The following is an 18,463-nucleotide window of genomic DNA, read 5'->3' as shown; positions in this document are numbered from 1 at the left end:
CCTTGGGTTTTTGTGTGGTTTCCATCTGCGCGGACCATGCACCGGCCGGAGCGCCGGAAACATCTTCCGGAGTTTCCCTGCGGAATTCCCGGGCTCACATGGCAACAGCAATGAAAGGCGGCACCCTTCCGTGAAGTTCAGAGTCGATCGGGACGTCCTGGCAGAAGCCGTCACCTGGACCGCCCGGTCGTTGTCTCCGCGGCCGCCTGTGCCTGTTCTTTCCGGCCTCCTGCTGAAGGCTGAAGCCGGGACCGTCAGCCTTTCCAGCTTCGACTATGAGACGTCCGCACGTCTTGAGATCGCGGCGGACATACGCGATGAAGGCACCATTCTGGTTTCGGGCCGGCTTCTCGCTGACATCTGCCGCAGCCTGCCCTCAGCTCCTGTGGACGTGGAAACCGACGGGAATAAAGTCACCCTCACCTGCCGTCGAAGCAGCTTCCACCTCGCCACGATGCCTGAGGCTGAATACCCGCCCCTTCCTGCACTCCCGGCCATCAGCGGAACAGTTCCCGGTGACTCCTTCGCGCAGGCGGTGTCCCAAGTGATCATCGCGGCGAGCAAGGATGACACCCTGCCCATCCTCACTGGTGTGCGGATGGAAATCGAGGACGACCTCATCACGCTCCTGGCCACTGACCGCTACCGTCTTGCCATGCGCGAAGTGCCGTGGAAGCCTGTCACTCCCGGAATTTCCACCAGTGCCCTGGTCAAGGCGAAAACGCTCAACGAGGTGGCCAAGACACTTGGCAACAGCGGCGACATCAGCCTGGCCCTCTCCGATGACGACAGCCGCCTCATCGGCTTCGAAAGCGGCGGGCGGACCACCACGTCCCTGTTGGTCGACGGCGATTACCCCAAGATCCGGTCACTGTTCCCGGATTCAACACCTATCCATGCCACAGTCCAGACCCAGGAGCTGGTGGAAGCCGTGCGCCGTGTCTCGCTCGTGGCTGAGCGCAACACCCCGGTGCGGCTGGCCTTCACGCAGGGCCAACTGAATTTGGATGCCGGTACAGGCGAAGACGCCCAGGCTTCTGAAGAACTTGAGGCGCAGCTTTCCGGTGATGACATCACCGTGGCCTTCAACCCGCATTATCTGGTGGAAGGCCTCAGCGTAATCGAGACCAAGTTCGTCCGCTTTTCGTTCACCACTGCCCCGAAGCCCGCCATGATCACAGCCCAGGCGGACGCTGACGGCGAGGACCAGGACGACTACCGTTACCTGGTGATGCCCGTCCGCCTTCCCAACTAGGCAGCGCCAGGGTGTCATTCCGGACCACAAAACGACACCCCTTGCTGCCCAGATGGGGTGCCCGCGACCTGTCCCTGCTCCCTAGCGCAGAAAAGAGTTCCACAATGCACATCGGACTGATCGGCCTTGGCAAAATGGGATTCAACATGCGGGAACGCATTCGCAAGGGCGGTGTTGACGTCACCGGGTACGACCGCAACCCCGACGCCTCTGACGTTGGTTCCGTCGACGAACTCCTGGCCACAGTTCCGGCACCCCGGCTTATTTGGGTCATGGTTCCCGCCGGCGCCATCACCGACGCCGTTATCAGCGAACTGGGCGAGAAGCTCGACAAAGGTGACCTGGTGATCGACGGCGGCAACTCTCGGTTCACGGAGGACCAGAAGCACGGCGAGCTTCTCGCCGCCAAGGGGATCCGTTTCGTCGACTGCGGCGTCTCCGGAGGCGTCTGGGGCCTGCAGAACGGATACGGCCTGATGGCCGGCGGCGATGCCGCGGATATCCAGCGCGCGCTTCCCGTCTTTGACGCGCTGCGTCCTGAAGGCGAACGTGAGGACAGCTTCGTCCACGTGGGCGGAATCGGCGCTGGCCACTACGCCAAGATGGTGCACAACGGAATTGAGTACGGCCTCATGCAGGCCTATGCCGAGGGCTACCAGCTCCTTGCCTCCAAGGACATCATCAGTGATCTGCCCGGCACCTTCCGGGCCTGGCAGAAAGGCACGGTGGTCCGGTCGTGGCTGCTGGACCTGCTGGTCAAGGCGCTCGATGAGGATCCGGGCCTGCAGAACATCGACGACTACGTCGAGGATTCCGGTGAAGGCAGGTGGACCGTGGAAGAGGCCATTGCCAACGCCATTCCGGCGCCTGCCATCACGGCGGCACTGTTCGCCCGCTTCGAGTCCCGGGAGGACAGCTCACCGGCCATGAAGATGGTGTCCGCACTGCGCCACCAGTTTGGCGGGCATGCCACCCGTCCCGCCAAGTAGCCGCAAAACAGCATCCACCGGGAGCCCGATAAGGTTCCCAGAATTGTCGAATTCCGCGTGTACCTGGAACACCTTTCCCTCACTGACTTCCGCAGCTATGCCCAAGTGGACCTTGCCCTGGGCCCGGGTGTCACCGTCCTGGTGGGATCCAACGGCATCGGCAAGACCAACCTGATGGAGGCCATCGGCTACCTGGCCACCCTCAGCTCCCACCGGGTGAGCTCCGATGCGCCACTCCTGCGGTTCGGGACTGACCGGGCCCTGGTCCGGGCACGGCTGGTCCGGGGCGGGCAGACTACCGTCCTGGAACTCGAGATCAATGCCGGCCGGGCCAACCGCGGCCGCATTAACCGCAGCAACCCGGTGCGCGCGCGTGACCTGCTGGGCATCTGCCAGATGGTGCTTTTCGCACCCGAGGACCTGGCACTGGTGAAGGGGGATCCGTCCAACCGCCGCCGCTTCCTGGATGAACTGCTGGCCAGCCTCGTTCCGCACCACGCCGCCACGCGCAGCGATTACGACCGCGTCCTGAAACAACGCAATGCCCTGCTCAAGTCCGGCCGGGCCGGCAAGTTCACTGCCGCCCATGAGTCAACCCTGGATGTTTGGGACCAGCACATGGCCAGGGCGGGTGCCGAGCTGCTGCACGCCCGCCTCGAGCTGGTGGAACGTCTCCGCCCGCACCTCGCGAGGGCGTACGCAGAGCTGACTGACGGGTCAAAGCCCGCTGATGCCGTCTACCGTTCAACCCTCCAAAACCAGATGGACGACGACGGCGCTCCGCTGGCAGGCGCTACCGTCAGCGGAGCTGGAGGTGCTTCATCGGGCGGGGAGGACCTGCGCCAGTTCACCGTGGAGCAGCTCACCGAACGCTACGTCCGGGCTTTCGCTGAATCCCGCCGCAAGGAACTCGAGCGGGGCATCTCACTGGTGGGTCCGCACCGCGACGAACTGGACCTTGTCCTGGGGCAGGCACCCGCGAAGGGATATGCCTCCCACGGCGAAACCTGGTCCATGTGCCTCTCCCTACGGCTTGCCTCCTACTACGTGATGCTGGATGACACCCGCACTGGAGGTTCGGCCCCCATCCTGATCCTCGATGACGTTTTTGCCGAGCTGGACGTCCAGCGGCGGCGTAAACTGGCCGCAACGGTCTCCGGCGCGGAACAGGTCCTGGTGACCGCCGCCGTCGACGCCGATATCCCGGAAGAGCTGTCCGGACGGCGGGTGAAGGTTATCCCGGGAGGTATTGATGAGCAGGGACAATGAAAAAGGCGGCGGACTTCAGCCCGGCCGCGATCCCGACGCCATCGATGCTCCGCAGGTTGCCCTGAACCGCATGCGCGAGGCCGCTGCGGCGCGTGGGGAAATCCGGCGCACGGCACCCCGCCCGGGATCGGCGAAAGCTAAAAAAGGCCTCCGCGATACCCGCGGTTTCAGCCAGTTCCACTCCACCGGCCGCGACCCCCTTGGCCTGGGAAAGGTGGTTGGCCGCCTGGTGGCCGAACGCGGCTGGACTTCCCCGGTGGCAGTGGGGTCGGTGATGGCGGAGTGGGACACACTGGTGGGGCCTGAAATTTCGGCGCACTGCACCCCGGAGAGTTTTACGGACACCACCCTTCACGTCCGCTGTGATTCAACGGCATGGGCCACGCAGTTGCGGCTCCTCAGCACCAGCCTGCTGGACAGGTTCCGGGTTGAACTGGGCGAAGGCGTGGTTACCAGTATCCAGGTACTTGGCCCTGCTGCACCGAGCTGGCGCAAGGGCGGACGGTCCGTGAATGGCCGGGGACCGCGGGACACTTACGGGTAGTCCGGCAAAGCCCTCGAGGACCCGCTGACGGAGCAAATAGCCTTATGTCACCTCACTATCGGGACGCGGCCGCCGGATCACTTGTGGCTGTCCGGCTCCTGGAACTCCTGTGGGACAGCATCAGGATCACCGTCCGGAGCAAGGAACAGGTGTACATGCCCTCCACCTGATCCCACGGTCAGGCTGTCCAGCTGTGCTGCCCCGGCCTGCCAGAGGCGCACGGCTGCGTCGCGTCGCTCTGCCACGGTTGCAGCGAGTAGTTCACGTTCGGCGGCAGGCGCATTTAGAAGTTGCCCATAGCCGCCTGCTGCTGACTGGAGCAGATGAGCGGCGCCGATGAAAGCCTCCCGCGTAACCGCCTGTTCGCTTGCGCCTTCTTCAACTGCTTCCAGCACTGACACCGCCAGGGCCAAGTCCTGATTCCATTCCTCCACATCACCGATGCTGGCTGGACGCGGACTAACAGGGCCCTCCACGGGTACAGCGGAGGCGAGTCCCTGCAGGACGTGGGCCATATGATCATGGGCGGCGCCGGCAGCTTTCGTCAGATGCACGTTATGTTCTGCCCTTTCACGGGCTTGGTCGGCAGCCAGTCTCTCAGCAACAGCCTCGATTGAACTGGCTTGGCGGGCATCGCCGCCAGGCTGGGTTTGCCCGGCGGCAAGTGCACCGGTCACCCCCACCAAGCCGGCGGCCAGGGCGGCTGTGGCAAGAATCCGCTTTGTGCGGGACGGATGTGGAGAGCGGTTCACGAGCATCAATTTCCTTTGCAGACCAAGCGGTTTGTTCCTCTGCCGGCTTTGCCGACAAAGCGGGGTGGACGGGCATTCGTGGGTCCAGTGGTCAGTGCCTGCCGCACTGGCTGGTCACACGAGTGCCAGCGCGGCAGGCCCTTCGGTTACTGCAGTTCGTTTTGCCAGGTCTGCAGGTCGCGTACCTTTCCGAGCAGCAGCCCGTGGGCCTCGGAATGGTTGTCGACATGGGCACGGACCTGGGCCGCAGCCGCGTTCAATTTCTCTGCAGACTCGGCATGCAGGCCTGCTTCTGCCAGGTCCTGGGCTTTCTCCAGCTGTTTTGCCAGCTGGATAGCGACCTTCGCGGAGATCTGTCCTTCGGTGACCAGTGCGTCGGTCAGTGATGCAACCTCTGCCCAGGTCACGCAGTTCCCGCCGCCGCTTGCCGCGCCGGCCGACCATGCGATGCCGCCGAGGAGGTGCTCAAGGAAGGCTGGATCCACGTACGATGCTTCCGTATGGCCACCGCCGGTGTACCAGGAGCGGGCGGATTCGAAGTTCTGGCACCAGGACAGCGGGTGGTCGGCACCCATGGCGCCACCGCGCGCGTTGTAGGTGGTTTCATCGAGGTTTGTGAGGACGCGGACGGAATCACGGGGGCTTTGCGAGAAGTTGTACCACTCGTCAAAGCGCGTCCAGGTTCCTCCAAGGTGACTCGTGGAAGGATGAGTGCTGTCTTCAACGATCTGGACGGCGTTCTGCTGCTCGGGATGGCTGACGAACCGTGCGCCGCCGCCGGTGAGCTGGCTGTACCAAGGGACAGTGTGCATTGAATCGGTGGCAGCATGGACTCCGGCGAACCCGCCGCCGTCGCGGATATAGCCCTGGAATGCTGCAAGCTCGGCCTGATCGAGCAGTGTCGGCTTTGCGGGATCCAGGTTGTTTGTGCCGTCGACCGTGGAAACGAAAACAATCGTCTCGTACTTGGAAAGGTTCGAGGCGCTGGTAAAGGGCGTGCTTGGCAGCGTCCGCTCGGGCTGACCCTGGTTCCGCGTGGAGGTCGGGGGGTCCCACACATCGACGGTGAACCCGTTTGACTCACCGAGGGCCATGATCGCTGTGGTTGCCTCGTCAATGCTGCTGTGGCGGAAGCCGGTGGTTTTTCCAACCACGAGGACGTCATAGTTTTGGGTTACCTCCGTTTTAGCCTGAACGGGCTCGGCCTGGGCTGGAGTTATCGCCAGGGCAGGAACAACCAGTGCCGTTCCGATGATGCTGAAAGTTGCCTTACTGATGTATCGCTTCATTGCGCTCCTCTTGTATGCAGCGAGCCGGCCGGACGGGGCCGGGCCGGGTACTGGGTTTGAGTTAATCGCTCCAGCAAACCCGCCGTCTGCAGCCGGAAAGATCGTTGTTCGACAACTCTCCATCAGTTAACACGGGAAGCTTGTCGATTTCTATCGTTTTAAACCCTCTTTTCTTTCGAAATACTTCGGAAGGGCGGGGGAAAAACGCCGACTTTCGTCGGCGATCGTCTTTTCACTTCCCGCTGCGCAGCAAAAGTGGGAATTGAGGGTCTCCGCCCGCGTCGCCGAACTTCCCACTGCCATGGTTCCCGGGAGGAATGTCCCGGCCCGGATTCGCCGGCGTGCTTCCAAGGGGGAATAGAGCCCCGTGGAGGCCGGAGGGCGTATGGTCACCCAGAGGTAGTACTGCCAGCGCGCCCTAGGCGTGGCCAATGGCCTCTAACAGCCACGCAAGTGCCCGCCGACGGTCCTGGAATGCGGGGAAAAGCCGCGATCCGCGGTAGAATCGTCGTAGATAACTGGGCGCCGGTGAAACGTTGACTGAGTCCGTTTTCCGTGCGCTGTCAGCACGCGGAGTGCGGATCCCTCCGCCAACATGCCACCTGCGCTACACGTTCGTGCCTGTTGGCGGATGAATTTCCTGAAGGAAACCCAGGGAGAGGACTCGGCCGGCCACCATTGAGAACAGAGGAGTCGACAGCGCCTGTGGCTAACGACAATACAGATATTCTGGCAGCTGAACCCGCAGTCGAGGATGCCCCTAAGCCTGACACCCCCGCCGCCGAGGCGACCCCCCGCGAATACGGTGCCAGCGATATTACTGTCCTCGAAGGGCTGGAAGCGGTGCGGAAGCGCCCGGGCATGTATATCGGCTCCACAGGCCCCCGCGGGCTCCACCACTTGGTCTATGAGGTTGTGGACAACTCTGTGGACGAGGCCCTGGCCGGGTACTGCACCCACATCGAGGTTGTCCTGCAGGCCGACGGCGGCGTGAAGGTGGTTGACGACGGCCGCGGCATCCCCGTTGACATGCACCCCACAGAGCACAAACCCACGGTTGAAGTGGTCATGACCATCCTGCACGCGGGCGGCAAGTTCGGCGGCGGCGGCTATGCGGTGTCTGGCGGCTTGCACGGCGTGGGCATCTCGGTGGTGAACGCGCTGTCCAGCCGGGTAGACACCGAGGTACGGCGCCAGGGCCATGTCTGGCGGATGTCCTTTGCAGATGGCGGCAAGCCCCAGGGCAGCCTGGTTAAGGGCGAAGAGACGGACGTCACTGGTACCAGCCAGACGTTCTACCCCGATCCCGCGATCTTCGAAACCACCGAGTTCGACTTCGAAACGCTCCGCGCACGCTTCCAGCAGATGGCCTTCCTGAACAAGGGCTTGCGCATCACGCTCACGGACGAGCGCACCTCCACCAGTGAAGATCCCGACGCTGACCTCGACCTGGACGGCGTCGTCACCGAAGGTGAAGTCAGGGCCGAACATCGCACCGTTGTGTATCAGTACGACGAAGGCCTGCTGGACTACGTCAAGCACCTGAACTCGAGCAAGAAGGTGGAGGTGGTCCACGAGGACGTGATTGCCTTCGAAACCGAGGACAAGGACCGCCGGGTTGCCCTGGAAATGGCAATGCAGTGGACCAACGCATACTCTGAAAGCGTCCACACCTACGCCAACACCATCAACACCCATGAGGGCGGCACCCATGAAGAGGGTTTCCGCGCCGCGCTGACGTCCCTGGTCAACCGCTATGCGCGGGAAAAGGGCATCATCAAGGAAAAAGAGGACAATCTCACCGGTGACGACATCCGGGAAGGCCTCACCGCCGTCATCTCCGTCAAACTCTCCGAACCGCAGTTTGAGGGCCAGACCAAAACCAAACTCGGCAACTCCGAGGTCAAGGGCTTCGTCCAGCGTGTGGTCACCGACGGACTGGGAGACTGGCTGGAACGCAACCCGGGCCCTGCCCGCGACGTTATCCGGAAGGCGATCTCGGCAGCGCAGGCCCGCATGGCTGCCCGCAAGGCACGCGACAATGCCCGCCGCAAGAGCCCCCTGGAATCGTTCGGCATGCCCGGGAAACTCTCCGACTGCTCCTCCAAGGATCCGGAGAAGTGCGAGGTCTACATCGTGGAGGGTGACTCTGCGGGCGGCTCCGCCAAGCGCGGACGCAACCCCGAAACCCAGGCCATCCTGCCCCTGCGCGGCAAAATTCTGAACGTAGAGCGGGCACGCCTGGACAAGGCCCTGGGCAATGCTGAAGTCCAGTCCATGATCACTGCTTTCGGTACCGGCATCGGCGAAGACTTCGATCTCTCGAAGCTGCGGTACCACAAGATCGTCCTGATGGCAGATGCCGACGTGGACGGCCAGCACATCACCACCCTGCTGATGACACTGCTGTTCCGGTACATGCGTCCGCTCATCGAGCATGGCTACGTCTACCTGGCGCAGCCGCCGCTCTACCGCATCAAGTGGTCCAATGCCGCCCACGACTACGTGTACAGCGACCGCGAACGCGATGCGAAGCTCGTGGCAGGCCAGGCTGCCGGACGCCGGATCCCCAAGGACAACGGCATCCAGCGCTACAAGGGCCTCGGCGAAATGGACTACACGGAACTGTGGGACACCACCATGGATCCGGACAACCGCACGCTGCTGCAGGTAACCATGGACGATGCCCTGGCTGCGGACCAGCTCTTCTCGGTCCTCATGGGCGAGGACGTCGAATCCCGCCGTAACTTCATCCAGCAGAACGCGAAGGACGTCAGGTTCCTCGATATCTAGAAAGCACTTCCTCAGATATTCGAATACCGACATATACCTGAAACGGAAATAAATATATGAGCGACGAAACACCCGAGACACCGGTACCCGATGCCGGTACTCCGGAGACCGTTCTTGAAGGCGACGTGCTGATCGACCGCGTGGAACAGGTGGACCTGCAGACCGAAATGCAGCGGTCCTACCTGGACTACGCGATGGCTGTGATTGTAGGCCGAGCCCTCCCCGATGTGCGGGACGGCCTCAAGCCAGTGCACCGCAGGGTCCTCTACGCAATGTTCGACGGCGGCTACCGGCCGGACCGTTCCTTCAACAAGTGCGCCCGCGTGGTGGGCGAGGTCATGGGCCAGTACCACCCGCATGGCGATACCGCGATCTACGACGCCCTGGTCCGCCTTATCCAGGACTGGACCATGCGCTACCCGCTGGCCCTAGGCCAGGGCAACTTCGGTTCACCGGGCAACGACGGAGCTGCGGCACCCCGTTACACCGAAACCAAGATGGCGCCCCTGGCAATGGAAATGGTCCGCGACATCGACGAGGAAACTGTCGACTTCCAGGACAACTACGACGGCAAAAACCAGGAACCCACCATCCTGCCGGCACGGTTCCCCAACCTGCTGGTCAACGGATCCTCGGGCATCGCCGTCGGCATGGCCACCAACATCCCGCCGCACAACCTGCGTGAAGTAGCCGATGGCGTGCAGTGGTACCTGGCCAATCCCGGGGCCAGCCGCGAGGAGCTGCTCGAGGAGCTCCTACTGCGGGTCAAGGGACCCGACTTCCCCACCGGCGCAACCATCCTGGGCCACAAAGGCATCGAAGACGCCTACCGTACAGGGCGCGGCTCCGTCACCATGCGTGCCGTGGTGAATGTTGAGGAACTCCAGGGACGCACCTGCCTTGTGGTGACCGAGCTGCCGTACCAGGCGAACCCGGACAACCTTGCAATCAAGATCGCCGAGTTGGTCAAGGACGGAAAGATCCAGGGCATCGCCGACCTGCGCGATGAGACCTCGGGCCGCACGGGTCAACGCCTGGTCATCGTGCTCAAGCGCGACGCCGTGCCCAAGGTGGTGTTGAACAACCTCTACAAGCACACCGAACTTCAAAGCAACTTTTCTGCCAATATGCTGGCCATCGTGGACGGCGTTCCCCGGACCCTGAGCCTGGACGCGTTCATCCGGCACTGGGTCACCCACCAGATGGATGTCATCGCCCGGCGCACCCGGTACCGGCTGCGCAAGGCCGAGGAAGAAGCCCACATCCTGCGGGCGCTCCTGAAGGCGCTGGACATGCTTGACGAAGTCATCGCGCTCATCCGCGCGTCCAACACCACCGAAGCCGCGCGCGATGGGCTGATGGAACTGCTGGACATCGATGAACTGCAGGCCCGCGCCATCCTGGACATGCAGCTGCGCCGCCTTGCCGCCCTGGAACGGCAAAAGATCCAGGACAGGCACGCGGAACTCGAAGCACTCATTGCCGAATACAACGAAATCCTTGGCTCTGAGCAGCGCCAGCGTGAGATCATCAGCACCGAACTCGGTGAGATCGTGGACAAGCACGGCGATGACCGCCGTACGAAGATCCTGATGGGATTCGACGGCGACATGTCCATGGAGGACCTCATCCCCGAAGAGGAGATGGTGGTCACCATTACCCGTGGCGGTTACGTGAAGCGGACCCGCAGCGACCACTACCGCTCCCAGCAGCGCGGCGGCAAGGGAATCAAGGGCGCGCAGCTCAGGGGTGACGATGTGGTGGAGCACTTCTTCGTCACCACCACCCACCATTGGCTGCTTTTCTTCACCAACCTGGGCCGCGTCTACCGCGCCAAGGCATACGAGCTGATGGAAGCGGGCCGCGACGCGAAGGGCCAGCACGTGGCCAACCTGATGGCGTTCCAGCCGGACGAACACATCGCCCAGGTACTGGACCTGAAGGACTATCAGCAGGCGCCGTACCTGGTGCTCGCCACCAAGCGCGGGTTGGTTAAGAAGACCCGGCTGGAGGATTACGACACCAACCGCTCCGCCGGTGTGATTGCCATCAACCTGCGTGACGGCGATGAACTGGTGTCCGCGCAGCTGGTTTCCGAGACCGACGACCTGCTCCTGGTGTCCCGGAAGGGACAGTCCATCCGCTTTACCGCCACCGAAGACGCACTGCGGCCCATGGGCCGGGCCACCTCCGGCGTTACCGGGATGAAGTTCCGCGAGGACGACGAACTGCTCGCGGCCAACGTGGTGACTGACGGTTCCTATGTGTTCATCGTGACCGAGGGCGGCTATGCCAAGCGCACCGCAGTGGAGGAGTACCGCCTCCAGGGGCGCGGCGGGCTGGGCATCAAGGTGGCCAAGCTCGCGGAGGAACGCGGTGACCTGGTGGGAGCGCTCATCGTCCAGGAGGAAGATGAGGTTCTGGTGGTCATGGAGGGCGGCAAAGTGGTCCGTTCCTCCGTTGCCGGAGTGCCTGCAAAGGGACGCGACACTATGGGCGTGATCTTTGCCAAGCCGGATAAGAACGACCGGATCATCGAAGTGGCACGCAACAGTGAACGCGGTCTTGTGGGCGAGGAATCGCCGGAGGATGACGTAACGTTGGCTGAAGATGGCGGAACCCCCGGGGAATCTGCCAACCCAGCACTGGCAGAAGGATCACCGGCCGTTGAGTCAGAGGACGCCTCGGGCGACGCTGAGCCGAACGAAGACTACACGGAGGCAACGAGTGAGTAATCCCGACTCATTTCCCAAGTCGAACAGCACTGTTCCCGACGGTAACCGGCCCTCGGCCGCACCACGCGTGAACACCCCCGTCCGTCCGCAGCAGCGGCCCTCGGCGCCTGCGGCTGCCCCGGGCCAGCGTGCCCCAATTCCCGGCCAGCGGCCCCTCCAGGGTGACCGTCCCAGCGGCCAGCCGGGCCAGCCAGGACAGCAAGGGCAGCAGGGCCAGGGTCCGGTTCCCGGCCAACCCGGGCAGCGTCCCGCAGGACAGCCCGGCCAGCGACCTGCCCCCGGCGCGCAGGTGCAGGGCACTCCCGGTTTGGTCAAGCCTGCTCCCAAGGCGAAAGTCCGGCGTGCCCGCCTGCTGATCAGCAAGGTGGACCCGTGGTCCGTCCTGAAGATGGCATTCCTGCTGTCCGTCGCCTTGGGCATTGTCACGGTGGTTGCTGCCATCGTTCTGTGGACCGTTCTGGACCTCACAGGAATCTTCGACCAGGTGGACAGCCTGCTGGGCACCCTGGCCGGCACCGAAGGCGGCGGCTTTGAACTGAAGAAGGTGGCTTCCCTGGGACAGGTGGCATCCTTCGCCACCATCATCGCTGTGGTCAACGTGGTTCTGCTGACCGCACTGTCCATGCTCTCCGCTGTGCTTTACAACATCTCCGCCACCCTGGTGGGCGGCGTTGGCGTCACCCTCACAGACGACTAAGGTCCCGGTTTTACCGGCGTTGTGCCGGTGAAACTGCCCGATTTGAGATCGGGCCGGGATGTGCTGTAAAGTCATGTCTCGGCCCGATGAGGCATCGGGGCGTATAGCTCAGGCGGTTAGAGCGCTTCGCTGATAACGAAGAGGTCCCAGGTTCAAGTCCTGGTACGCCCACGGAACCTGTGCAGGTTCAAGTGGAGGTTTGGTTCGCACAATGTGCAGCCGGACCGGAACGGGGAGCATGTGAAGAAGTTGCTTGTACTGGCAGCAGCGATCGCAGGCGTCCTGGTCTACCGGAAAGCACAGGAGTCTGAGGCCCAGAAAGATGTCTGGAGCAAGTCAACCGACACGGTGGACTAGCGCAGGCGCCCTGGACCGGAGCCGGTCAGAGGCTCCCGGGTTCTAGGGTATGATGGACGGGTTGCTTCTTATGGGGGCATGGCGCAATTGGTAGCGCACCTGCTTTGCAAGCAGGGGGTTCGGGGTTCGAGTCCCCGTGCCTCCACCATAGGAAAGTCCCGGTCAGCGGAAACGCTGGCCGGGACTTTTGCTTTCCTCCAGCAACCGTACGGACGGGTCTGCAGAGCGCGGCAGGCAACCCGGCAGAGCGCCCATTAGGGTTGTCCAGTGACTTTCTTTCTTGCAGCCATCGGCGTCCTGGGTGTGGCCTCCTCCGGACCACTGATTGCTGCCACCCTCGGCGCCACAACCGTGAGTGCACTCGCCATAGCCTTCTGGCGTAACGCCATCGGTGCCGTTGTCATGGCCTCTCCCACCTTGGTCCGGGAGCCGCGGCAGTTCGGCAGGATCACGCAAGGCGAGTTCCGCTGGTGCCTGCTGGCCGGCGTCGCACTGGCGCTGCATTTCGCCTGCTTCATCACGTCGCTGCAGCTGACCTCGGTGGCAGCGGCAACCGCCCTGGTGTGCCTGCAGTCGGCATGGATCGCTGTGTTCCAGCTCTTCCGGGGGACGCGCCACCGCTGGCAGGTGCTGGCCGGCCTCGGCATCGCTTTTGGCGGCGTCGTTGCCATCACCGGGTTCGACATGGGTTCCTCACCGCAGGCACTGCTGGGCGACCTGCTGGCACTGGCTGGCGGAGTGCTGGCTGGCCTCTACACGTTGGCGGGAGGAAAGGCACGGCAAAGTATGACGACCGGAACGTACACTGCGCTCTGCTACGGGATGTGCGCGGCGGCTGTCGCCGTCATGGCGGTGCTGGGCGGCCAACCGCTCGCGGGATTTGAGGCGGCGGGGTGGCTGGGCATCCTGGCCATTACCGTCTGTGCGCAGCTGGTGGGGCACACGGCGTTCAATCACCTGCTGGCCACCATGAGTCCGCTCCTGGTGTCCATGATCATCCTCCTGGAAATCCCTGGAGCGGCAATTCTTGCTGCTGTCTTCCTGCAGGAGACTCTCCCTGCCGGCACCTACGCCGGGCTGGCCCTGATCCTGGCGGGACTCGCCGTCGTCGTTACGGGTCAAAGGCCAGGCAGGGCCGGAAGGCGGGGAAAGGTTCCCGGGCAGGAACCGCCGTCGGACCGGCCGCTTGCAGAGCTGGGGACGGACTAGCCTTTACTGGCCGCCGCGGCGTACCGGCTGTGCTGTATTGACTGTGTGGATGGCCCGCAGGAGCTTGGCGGGGAAATACACCGAGAAGAAGACCACCATCGGAGCCTTCAACGCCATCTTCTTGACGTTGTGCGCCTTGTAGGTGCGGTCAAACCGGGTGACGTAATAGCGGTAGTCCCGGGGTGAGTCCTCAAGCCGCCTTGCCGACATGCCCGAGACCATCTGCGGGCAGTACTGGATCTTCAGGTCGTGCTCGGCCAGGTGCAGGGACAGGTCGATGTCCTCGTGCATCTCGTCCTTTTCGTCCCGGCACGTCTCGGTCCTGATGATGTCCCACGCGGACGATCGCAGGGCCATGTTGGAGCCGAAAAGGAAATGGTACTGGTGCTTGGCAAGCTTGAGCATGAGCTGGCGCATCTTGTCATCAGCTTTGAGGCCGAAACGGCGCATTGGCATGTCGTAATAGACCACGGGCCCGGTGGCCGCCTGCACGGACTGGTCGAGAAAAGCCCGCTGGACCTGTTCCACCCAGTCCGGCTCCACAACGGAGTCAGCATCGATCCTGCCCAGTATGTCCCCCGTGGCATGGTCCAGGCCGAAGTTCCGGGTAGGGATAAGCCCCTGCTCCTTGTCCTGGCTGAGCAGGACCAGGGGGCTTTCGGGGTACTCGAGCTGCATCTGGCGCACGATCTGGGCGGTTCGGTCCTTGGACAGATTGTCCACCACCACGATCTCGTGGGCGGGCACGGACTGGTAGATGGCGGCAATGAGGCACTGCCGGATGACGCTCTCCTCGTTGTAGGCCGGGATAACAATGGACACGCGGGGCAGGTCTGCTGCGTCGTTCAAGGCATCCCCAGAGAATCGTTCGGCTGACATCAGTTCAAATCTAGCATCCAACAGCTTTCGCCCCCGGACGCCGGACCGGCTGCAGAGGAGCGGACAGAGAAGGCCGGGAAAAGAAATGGCCCCGTCCAAGGACGGAGCCACTTCCTGCCGGTGTTGCCCGCCCAGCAGGACGGGAAACACCAGGACCGTTTACCTCTGCATCAGGACTGGGCAGTACCCTTGTCGCCGCTGCCGATGTTTGAAGCGACGTTCCGGCTGGCTGTCTTTGCTTCCTCGCCGGCCGATGCCGTGCTGTCCGAAACATTCTCAGCCACGTGCTTTGCCTTGTCGCCGGACTCCTCCACCTTGCCGGCGGCGGCGTCGGCAACAGAAGCGGCACCTGCTCCTGCCTTTTCCACAGCCTCGGCCGTTGCTTCCTGCACGTCGTTTACGGTGGTGGCCGGGACAGGGGCGGGGGTTACCGGAGATGGCGTCTTCCACGGGTCTTCAACCGGCTTGGAGGCTTTCCAGGCGGCAACACCTGCAGCCACAGCCGCGGCGACGACGCCGAAAATTAACCATCCCCGCTGCTTCTTCGGCGGTTCGGGCTGAACGAGCTGGATGCCCACGGTGCGTCCGGCCTCGGAGGCAGCTGCCTTCAGCTGGGTGCCGGTTGCCTGCGCCTGCTCCTGGATGGCGTGGATGATGCCCGCATCGCCAAGCTTCTGGGCGACGGCATCCACGCGGGCCGGAGTGCTTTCAAGCGTGCGGTGGACTGCATCCGACGCGAGGCCGATCTGGTCAGACAGCCGCGGCAGGTACTCAACCACCACGCGGTCACGGGCATTGAGGACAACGGGCGTGGCCTTGTCCAGCGCCTCGTGCAGGCGCGGGGAGGCCCCTTCCATAACATCGTTGATCTTCGGGGCAAGCTGCGCCAGGCCGTCCTGGATTCGGGGAGTCACAGTGGCCACGCCGTCAGCCAGGTTGTGTGCAGCGGTCTTAAGGCCCTCCTGGATCTTGGGGGATGCCGTGTCCAGGCTGTGCTGCAGAAGGTCCACGGCTGCTTCCACACGGGGGGCAGCCCAATCCTTGGCGTTTCCTACGGCGCCGATTACAGACAACTCAAGGTCACGGGCAATACGATCCGATTTCTTCACAACTACCTCCCGATTAATGTGACGGTTTTGTGGTTAGCCTACGTGGCTTGCTGTTCACCGGCTATTCTCTCTGCGGATTTTAGGGAGATTTCACCGAACGCGGAACTCTCGCCGGAGCCCTTTCTGCCTGTGGGCGCCGTGAAAGAATGACGTTATGACTGCCATCGCAACTGCAAAAGCAACCATCCACACAAGCCTCGGCGACATCGTCGTCAACCTCTTTGGCAACCACGCGCCGAAGACCGTCAAGAACTTTGTTGGCCTTGCCACGGGCGAGCAGGCGTGGACGCACCCGGAAACGGGCGAGGACAAGACCGGCACCCCGCTGTACAACGGGACCATCTTCCACCGGATCATCAAGGACTTCATGATCCAGGCCGGCGATCCGCTGGGCCGCGGAACGGGGGGGCCCGGCTACCGCTTCGACGACGAAATCCACCCGGAACTGAGCTTCAACCAGCCCTACAAGCTGGCCATGGCCAACGCCGGCATCCAGATGGGCAAGGGAACCAACGGCTCCCAGTTCTTCATCACCACCATCCCCACTGACTGGCTCCAGGGAAAGCACACCATCTTCGGTGAGGTGGCTGACGAGGACTCCAAGAAGGTTGTGGACGCGATTGAGGGCGTGCGCACCGGCATGGGTGACCGCCCCGTGGAGGACGTCACCATCAACAGCATCGACATTGAACAGCTGTAACACCCGTCCATGAGTTACGGAATTCCGTCGGCTGAGCCGTCCGCGCAGGTTCCGGTCTGCCCGCGGCACCCGGACCGGCCCTCCTATGTGCGCTGCCAGCGTTGCGGACGTCCCGCGTGCCCCGACTGCCAGCGGGCGGCCGCCGTCGGATTCCAATGCGTTGACTGTGTCAACGAAACAAAACGTACGACGCCGGAAGTCCGGACGGTCTACGGCGGCGCCGTAGCCAGCGGCAAACCTATGGTGACGTTCGGGATCATCGCTGCCTGCGTGGTGGTATACGCGCTGCAGTGGCTGGTTCCGGGCCAGGCCGTGTACGAACAGTTCGCCTACAACAACATCTTCGCTACGCCGCAGTACGGCGTTTTCGAACCCTGGCGCATGCTCACGGCAGCCTTCCTGCACTCGCCGGATTCCCTGCTGCACATCCTGCTGAATATGTACACGCTGTGGATTTTCGGCCAGGCCCTCGAGCCGCTCCTCGGCAGGGTCCGCTTCCTGGCGCTGTACCTGCTGTCCGCCGTGGGCGGCTCTGTGGGCTACCTGCTCCTGAACCCCGTGCTGGTGCCCGGCCAGGGACTGGTGGGAGTGGTGGGTGCCTCCGGAGCTATCTTCGGGCTCTTTGGTGCCATGCTGCTGGTCCAGCGCCAACGCGGCGGCGAAACCCGGCAGTTGTGGGTCCTGATCGTGATCAACGGGGTCATCGGTTTCCTCATTCCCCAAATCGCCTGGCAGGCCCATCTGGGCGGACTCGTCACCGGCGGGCTGTGCGCAGCAGTCCTCGCCTACACCCCCCGTAGCCCACGCCAGGGGCTCCTGCAGGCCGCCGGCCTGCTGGCCGTGCTGGCGCTGCTGATCGCCGTGAGCTGGGTACGGGTCTCCATCTAACTCCAGCTTCAGGGCTCCGGACCGGCGCCTGCAGAGGGAAACACCGTTGTCCTCGGGACAGCGGTGTTTTTCTTTATCCACAACCCTTATCCACAATGTTGGTAACTTACACGCCTGTAGTTCTTCTCCTGGTCAGTCAACAACCGCCAAGTCCCGGGCAAATTTCCCCAAATGCGCCCATTTTTCTCCACACCTGTGGATAAGTTCTGGGGATAGCCTTGTTCTTAAGTGGACAAACCATGGATAAAACGTGCCGGTGTGGATAACTGAAGGCTGCTCAGGCAATAAAGCACCTTCCGCCCGGCAGCCGCGCGCCCTTTCAACAGGGTTATACACACTGTTAATAAGAACAGCCATGTAGTTTTCTGCATACCGGGAGCCCGCATCACAGTGCGCTGGCCGTTCCTGCCGTCCTCAACCTGTCGTGTTTCCACAGCTGTGGATAAGTTGTGGGTATTGCCATGTTGGTAAGTGGATAAGCTTCAGGTGCCGACCCTTGTGTATTAGCGTCCGTCCCAGGAGAGCCCATGACAGCTACCACCAAGCACATCTTCCTTGATAAGCAGCATCCGGTCCTGTGGCGGTCCCTGAATGGCCTGGGACTCAAGGTCAAGGAAGCGGCCAGGGACGCAGGCATCGACCGGAGGACGATGGAACTCCTTAACGTACGAATTTCCCAGTTAAACGGCTGCGCCTACTGCCTGGACCTCCACATGCAGGAAGCCCTCCAGGAGGGAGAGACCCAGCAACGGCTGGCTGTCCTGCCCGCCTGGCGTGACACGGCGCTGTTCACGGAGAAAGAGCGCGCTGCCTTGGCCTTGGCGGAGAGCATCACGGAACTGCCGGGCCACCTGTCCCAGGAGCAAGAGGAGGCGTACGCGCGGCAACACCTGTCGGAGGAGGAGTTTTCAGTGGTCAGCTGGCTCGTCATCACCATGAACGCCTTCAATCGGATTTCGATAACCAGCCACCACCCGGTTCGCCAACAACGTTAGATC

At 62.9% G+C, this 18,463-nt stretch carries 16 protein-coding genes and 2 tRNA genes; 14 read left to right on the top strand and 4 right to left on the bottom strand.

Annotated features, from left to right (window positions below):
- Positions 1 to 130 precede the first annotated feature (130 nt).
- From dnaN to FDW81_RS07285, 4 genes are all read left to right on the top strand, one after another.
- The gene (gene dnaN, locus FDW81_RS07300; RefSeq protein WP_138133536.1) at positions 131 to 1,255 is read left to right on the top strand and encodes a DNA polymerase III subunit beta; all 1,125 of its coding nucleotides are present in this window, start codon (positions 131 to 133) and stop codon (positions 1,253 to 1,255) included.
- Positions 1,256 to 1,359: 104 nt separating this feature from the next.
- Complete coding sequence (gene gnd / locus FDW81_RS07295; protein WP_138133535.1) at positions 1,360 to 2,244, top strand: phosphogluconate dehydrogenase (NAD(+)-dependent, decarboxylating); 885 nt, start codon at positions 1,360 to 1,362, stop codon at positions 2,242 to 2,244.
- Between the two features lie 57 nt (positions 2,245 to 2,301).
- Complete coding sequence (recF, locus tag FDW81_RS07290) at positions 2,302 to 3,513, top strand: DNA replication/repair protein RecF (protein ID WP_138133534.1); 1,212 nt, start codon at positions 2,302 to 2,304, stop codon at positions 3,511 to 3,513.
- Positions 3,497 to 4,057 (top strand): DUF721 domain-containing protein, encoded by a 561-nt coding sequence (locus tag FDW81_RS07285; RefSeq protein WP_138133533.1) that lies wholly within the window; start codon positions 3,497 to 3,499, stop codon positions 4,055 to 4,057. Before recF ends, FDW81_RS07285 begins: the two co-directional genes overlap by 17 nt.
- A gap of 77 nt (positions 4,058 to 4,134) precedes the next feature.
- Here FDW81_RS07285 and FDW81_RS07280 read toward each other — a convergent pair whose 3' ends face one another.
- Together FDW81_RS07280 and FDW81_RS07275 are read right to left on the bottom strand one after the other, a co-directional pair.
- The gene (locus tag FDW81_RS07280) at positions 4,135 to 4,809 is read right to left on the bottom strand and encodes a hypothetical protein (protein WP_138133532.1); all 675 of its coding nucleotides are present in this window, start codon (positions 4,807 to 4,809) and stop codon (positions 4,135 to 4,137) included.
- A 146-nt stretch (positions 4,810 to 4,955) separates the two neighbouring features.
- Positions 4,956 to 6,098 carry a ThuA domain-containing protein gene (locus FDW81_RS07275; protein WP_171027132.1) on the bottom strand — a complete coding sequence of 381 codons (1,143 nt, stop codon included), beginning with the start codon at positions 6,096 to 6,098 and terminating at the stop codon, positions 4,956 to 4,958.
- A 705-nt stretch (positions 6,099 to 6,803) separates the two neighbouring features.
- On the opposite strand from FDW81_RS07275, the gene gyrB reads away from it, so the two are divergent.
- From gyrB to FDW81_RS07245, 7 genes are all read left to right on the top strand, one after another.
- Positions 6,804 to 8,891, top strand: coding sequence for a DNA topoisomerase (ATP-hydrolyzing) subunit B (gene gyrB, locus FDW81_RS07270; RefSeq protein WP_138133530.1), 2,088 nt, complete (start codon positions 6,804 to 6,806; stop codon positions 8,889 to 8,891).
- Positions 8,892 to 8,947: 56 nt separating this feature from the next.
- A complete protein-coding gene (gyrA, locus tag FDW81_RS07265; RefSeq protein ID WP_138133529.1) occupies positions 8,948 to 11,626 on the top strand; it encodes a DNA gyrase subunit A in 2,679 nt (892 codons plus the stop codon).
- Complete coding sequence (locus tag FDW81_RS07260) at positions 11,619 to 12,323, top strand: DUF3566 domain-containing protein (RefSeq protein WP_138133528.1); 705 nt, start codon at positions 11,619 to 11,621, stop codon at positions 12,321 to 12,323. Before gyrA ends, FDW81_RS07260 begins: the two co-directional genes overlap by 8 nt.
- 97 nt (positions 12,324 to 12,420) lie before the next feature.
- Positions 12,421 to 12,494, top strand: a tRNA-Ile gene (locus tag FDW81_RS07255).
- A 69-nt stretch (positions 12,495 to 12,563) separates the two neighbouring features.
- The gene (locus FDW81_RS18400) at positions 12,564 to 12,680 is read left to right on the top strand and encodes a DLW-39 family protein (RefSeq protein WP_240720043.1); all 117 of its coding nucleotides are present in this window, start codon (positions 12,564 to 12,566) and stop codon (positions 12,678 to 12,680) included.
- A 72-nt stretch (positions 12,681 to 12,752) separates the two neighbouring features.
- Positions 12,753 to 12,828 (top strand) — tRNA-Ala (locus FDW81_RS07250).
- A 119-nt stretch (positions 12,829 to 12,947) separates the two neighbouring features.
- The gene (locus FDW81_RS07245) at positions 12,948 to 13,889 is read left to right on the top strand and encodes a DMT family transporter (protein WP_138133527.1); all 942 of its coding nucleotides are present in this window, start codon (positions 12,948 to 12,950) and stop codon (positions 13,887 to 13,889) included.
- Between the two features lie 3 nt (positions 13,890 to 13,892).
- Here FDW81_RS07245 and FDW81_RS07240 read toward each other — a convergent pair whose 3' ends face one another.
- Positions 13,893 to 14,768 carry a glycosyltransferase family 2 protein gene (locus FDW81_RS07240; RefSeq protein WP_138133526.1) on the bottom strand — a complete coding sequence of 292 codons (876 nt, stop codon included), beginning with the start codon at positions 14,766 to 14,768 and terminating at the stop codon, positions 13,893 to 13,895.
- A gap of 170 nt (positions 14,769 to 14,938) precedes the next feature.
- Positions 14,939 to 15,877, bottom strand: a complete 939-nt coding sequence (locus FDW81_RS07235; protein ID WP_138133525.1) for a hypothetical protein — start codon at positions 15,875 to 15,877, stop codon at positions 14,939 to 14,941.
- A 154-nt stretch (positions 15,878 to 16,031) separates the two neighbouring features.
- Here FDW81_RS07235 and FDW81_RS07230 point away from each other — a divergent pair, with 154 nt between their 5' ends.
- The 3 genes from FDW81_RS07230 to FDW81_RS07220 all read left to right on the top strand — a co-directional run bounded on the left by FDW81_RS07230 (position 16,032) and on the right by FDW81_RS07220 (position 18,460).
- Complete coding sequence (locus FDW81_RS07230) at positions 16,032 to 16,577, top strand: peptidylprolyl isomerase (protein WP_138133524.1); 546 nt, start codon at positions 16,032 to 16,034, stop codon at positions 16,575 to 16,577.
- Between the two features lie 9 nt (positions 16,578 to 16,586).
- Positions 16,587 to 17,465, top strand: coding sequence for a rhomboid family intramembrane serine protease (locus tag FDW81_RS07225; RefSeq protein ID WP_138133523.1), 879 nt, complete (start codon positions 16,587 to 16,589; stop codon positions 17,463 to 17,465).
- Positions 17,466 to 17,992: 527 nt separating this feature from the next.
- Complete coding sequence (locus FDW81_RS07220) at positions 17,993 to 18,460, top strand: carboxymuconolactone decarboxylase family protein (protein ID WP_138133522.1); 468 nt, start codon at positions 17,993 to 17,995, stop codon at positions 18,458 to 18,460.
- Positions 18,461 to 18,463 lie beyond the last annotated feature (3 nt).

The organism is Pseudarthrobacter sp. NamB4 (assembly GCF_005796185.1).
Lineage (GTDB): Bacteria > Actinomycetota > Actinomycetes > Actinomycetales > Micrococcaceae > Arthrobacter.
Note: the sequence above shows the minus strand (reverse complement) of the source record. Positions and strands in the feature narration are given on the sequence as shown.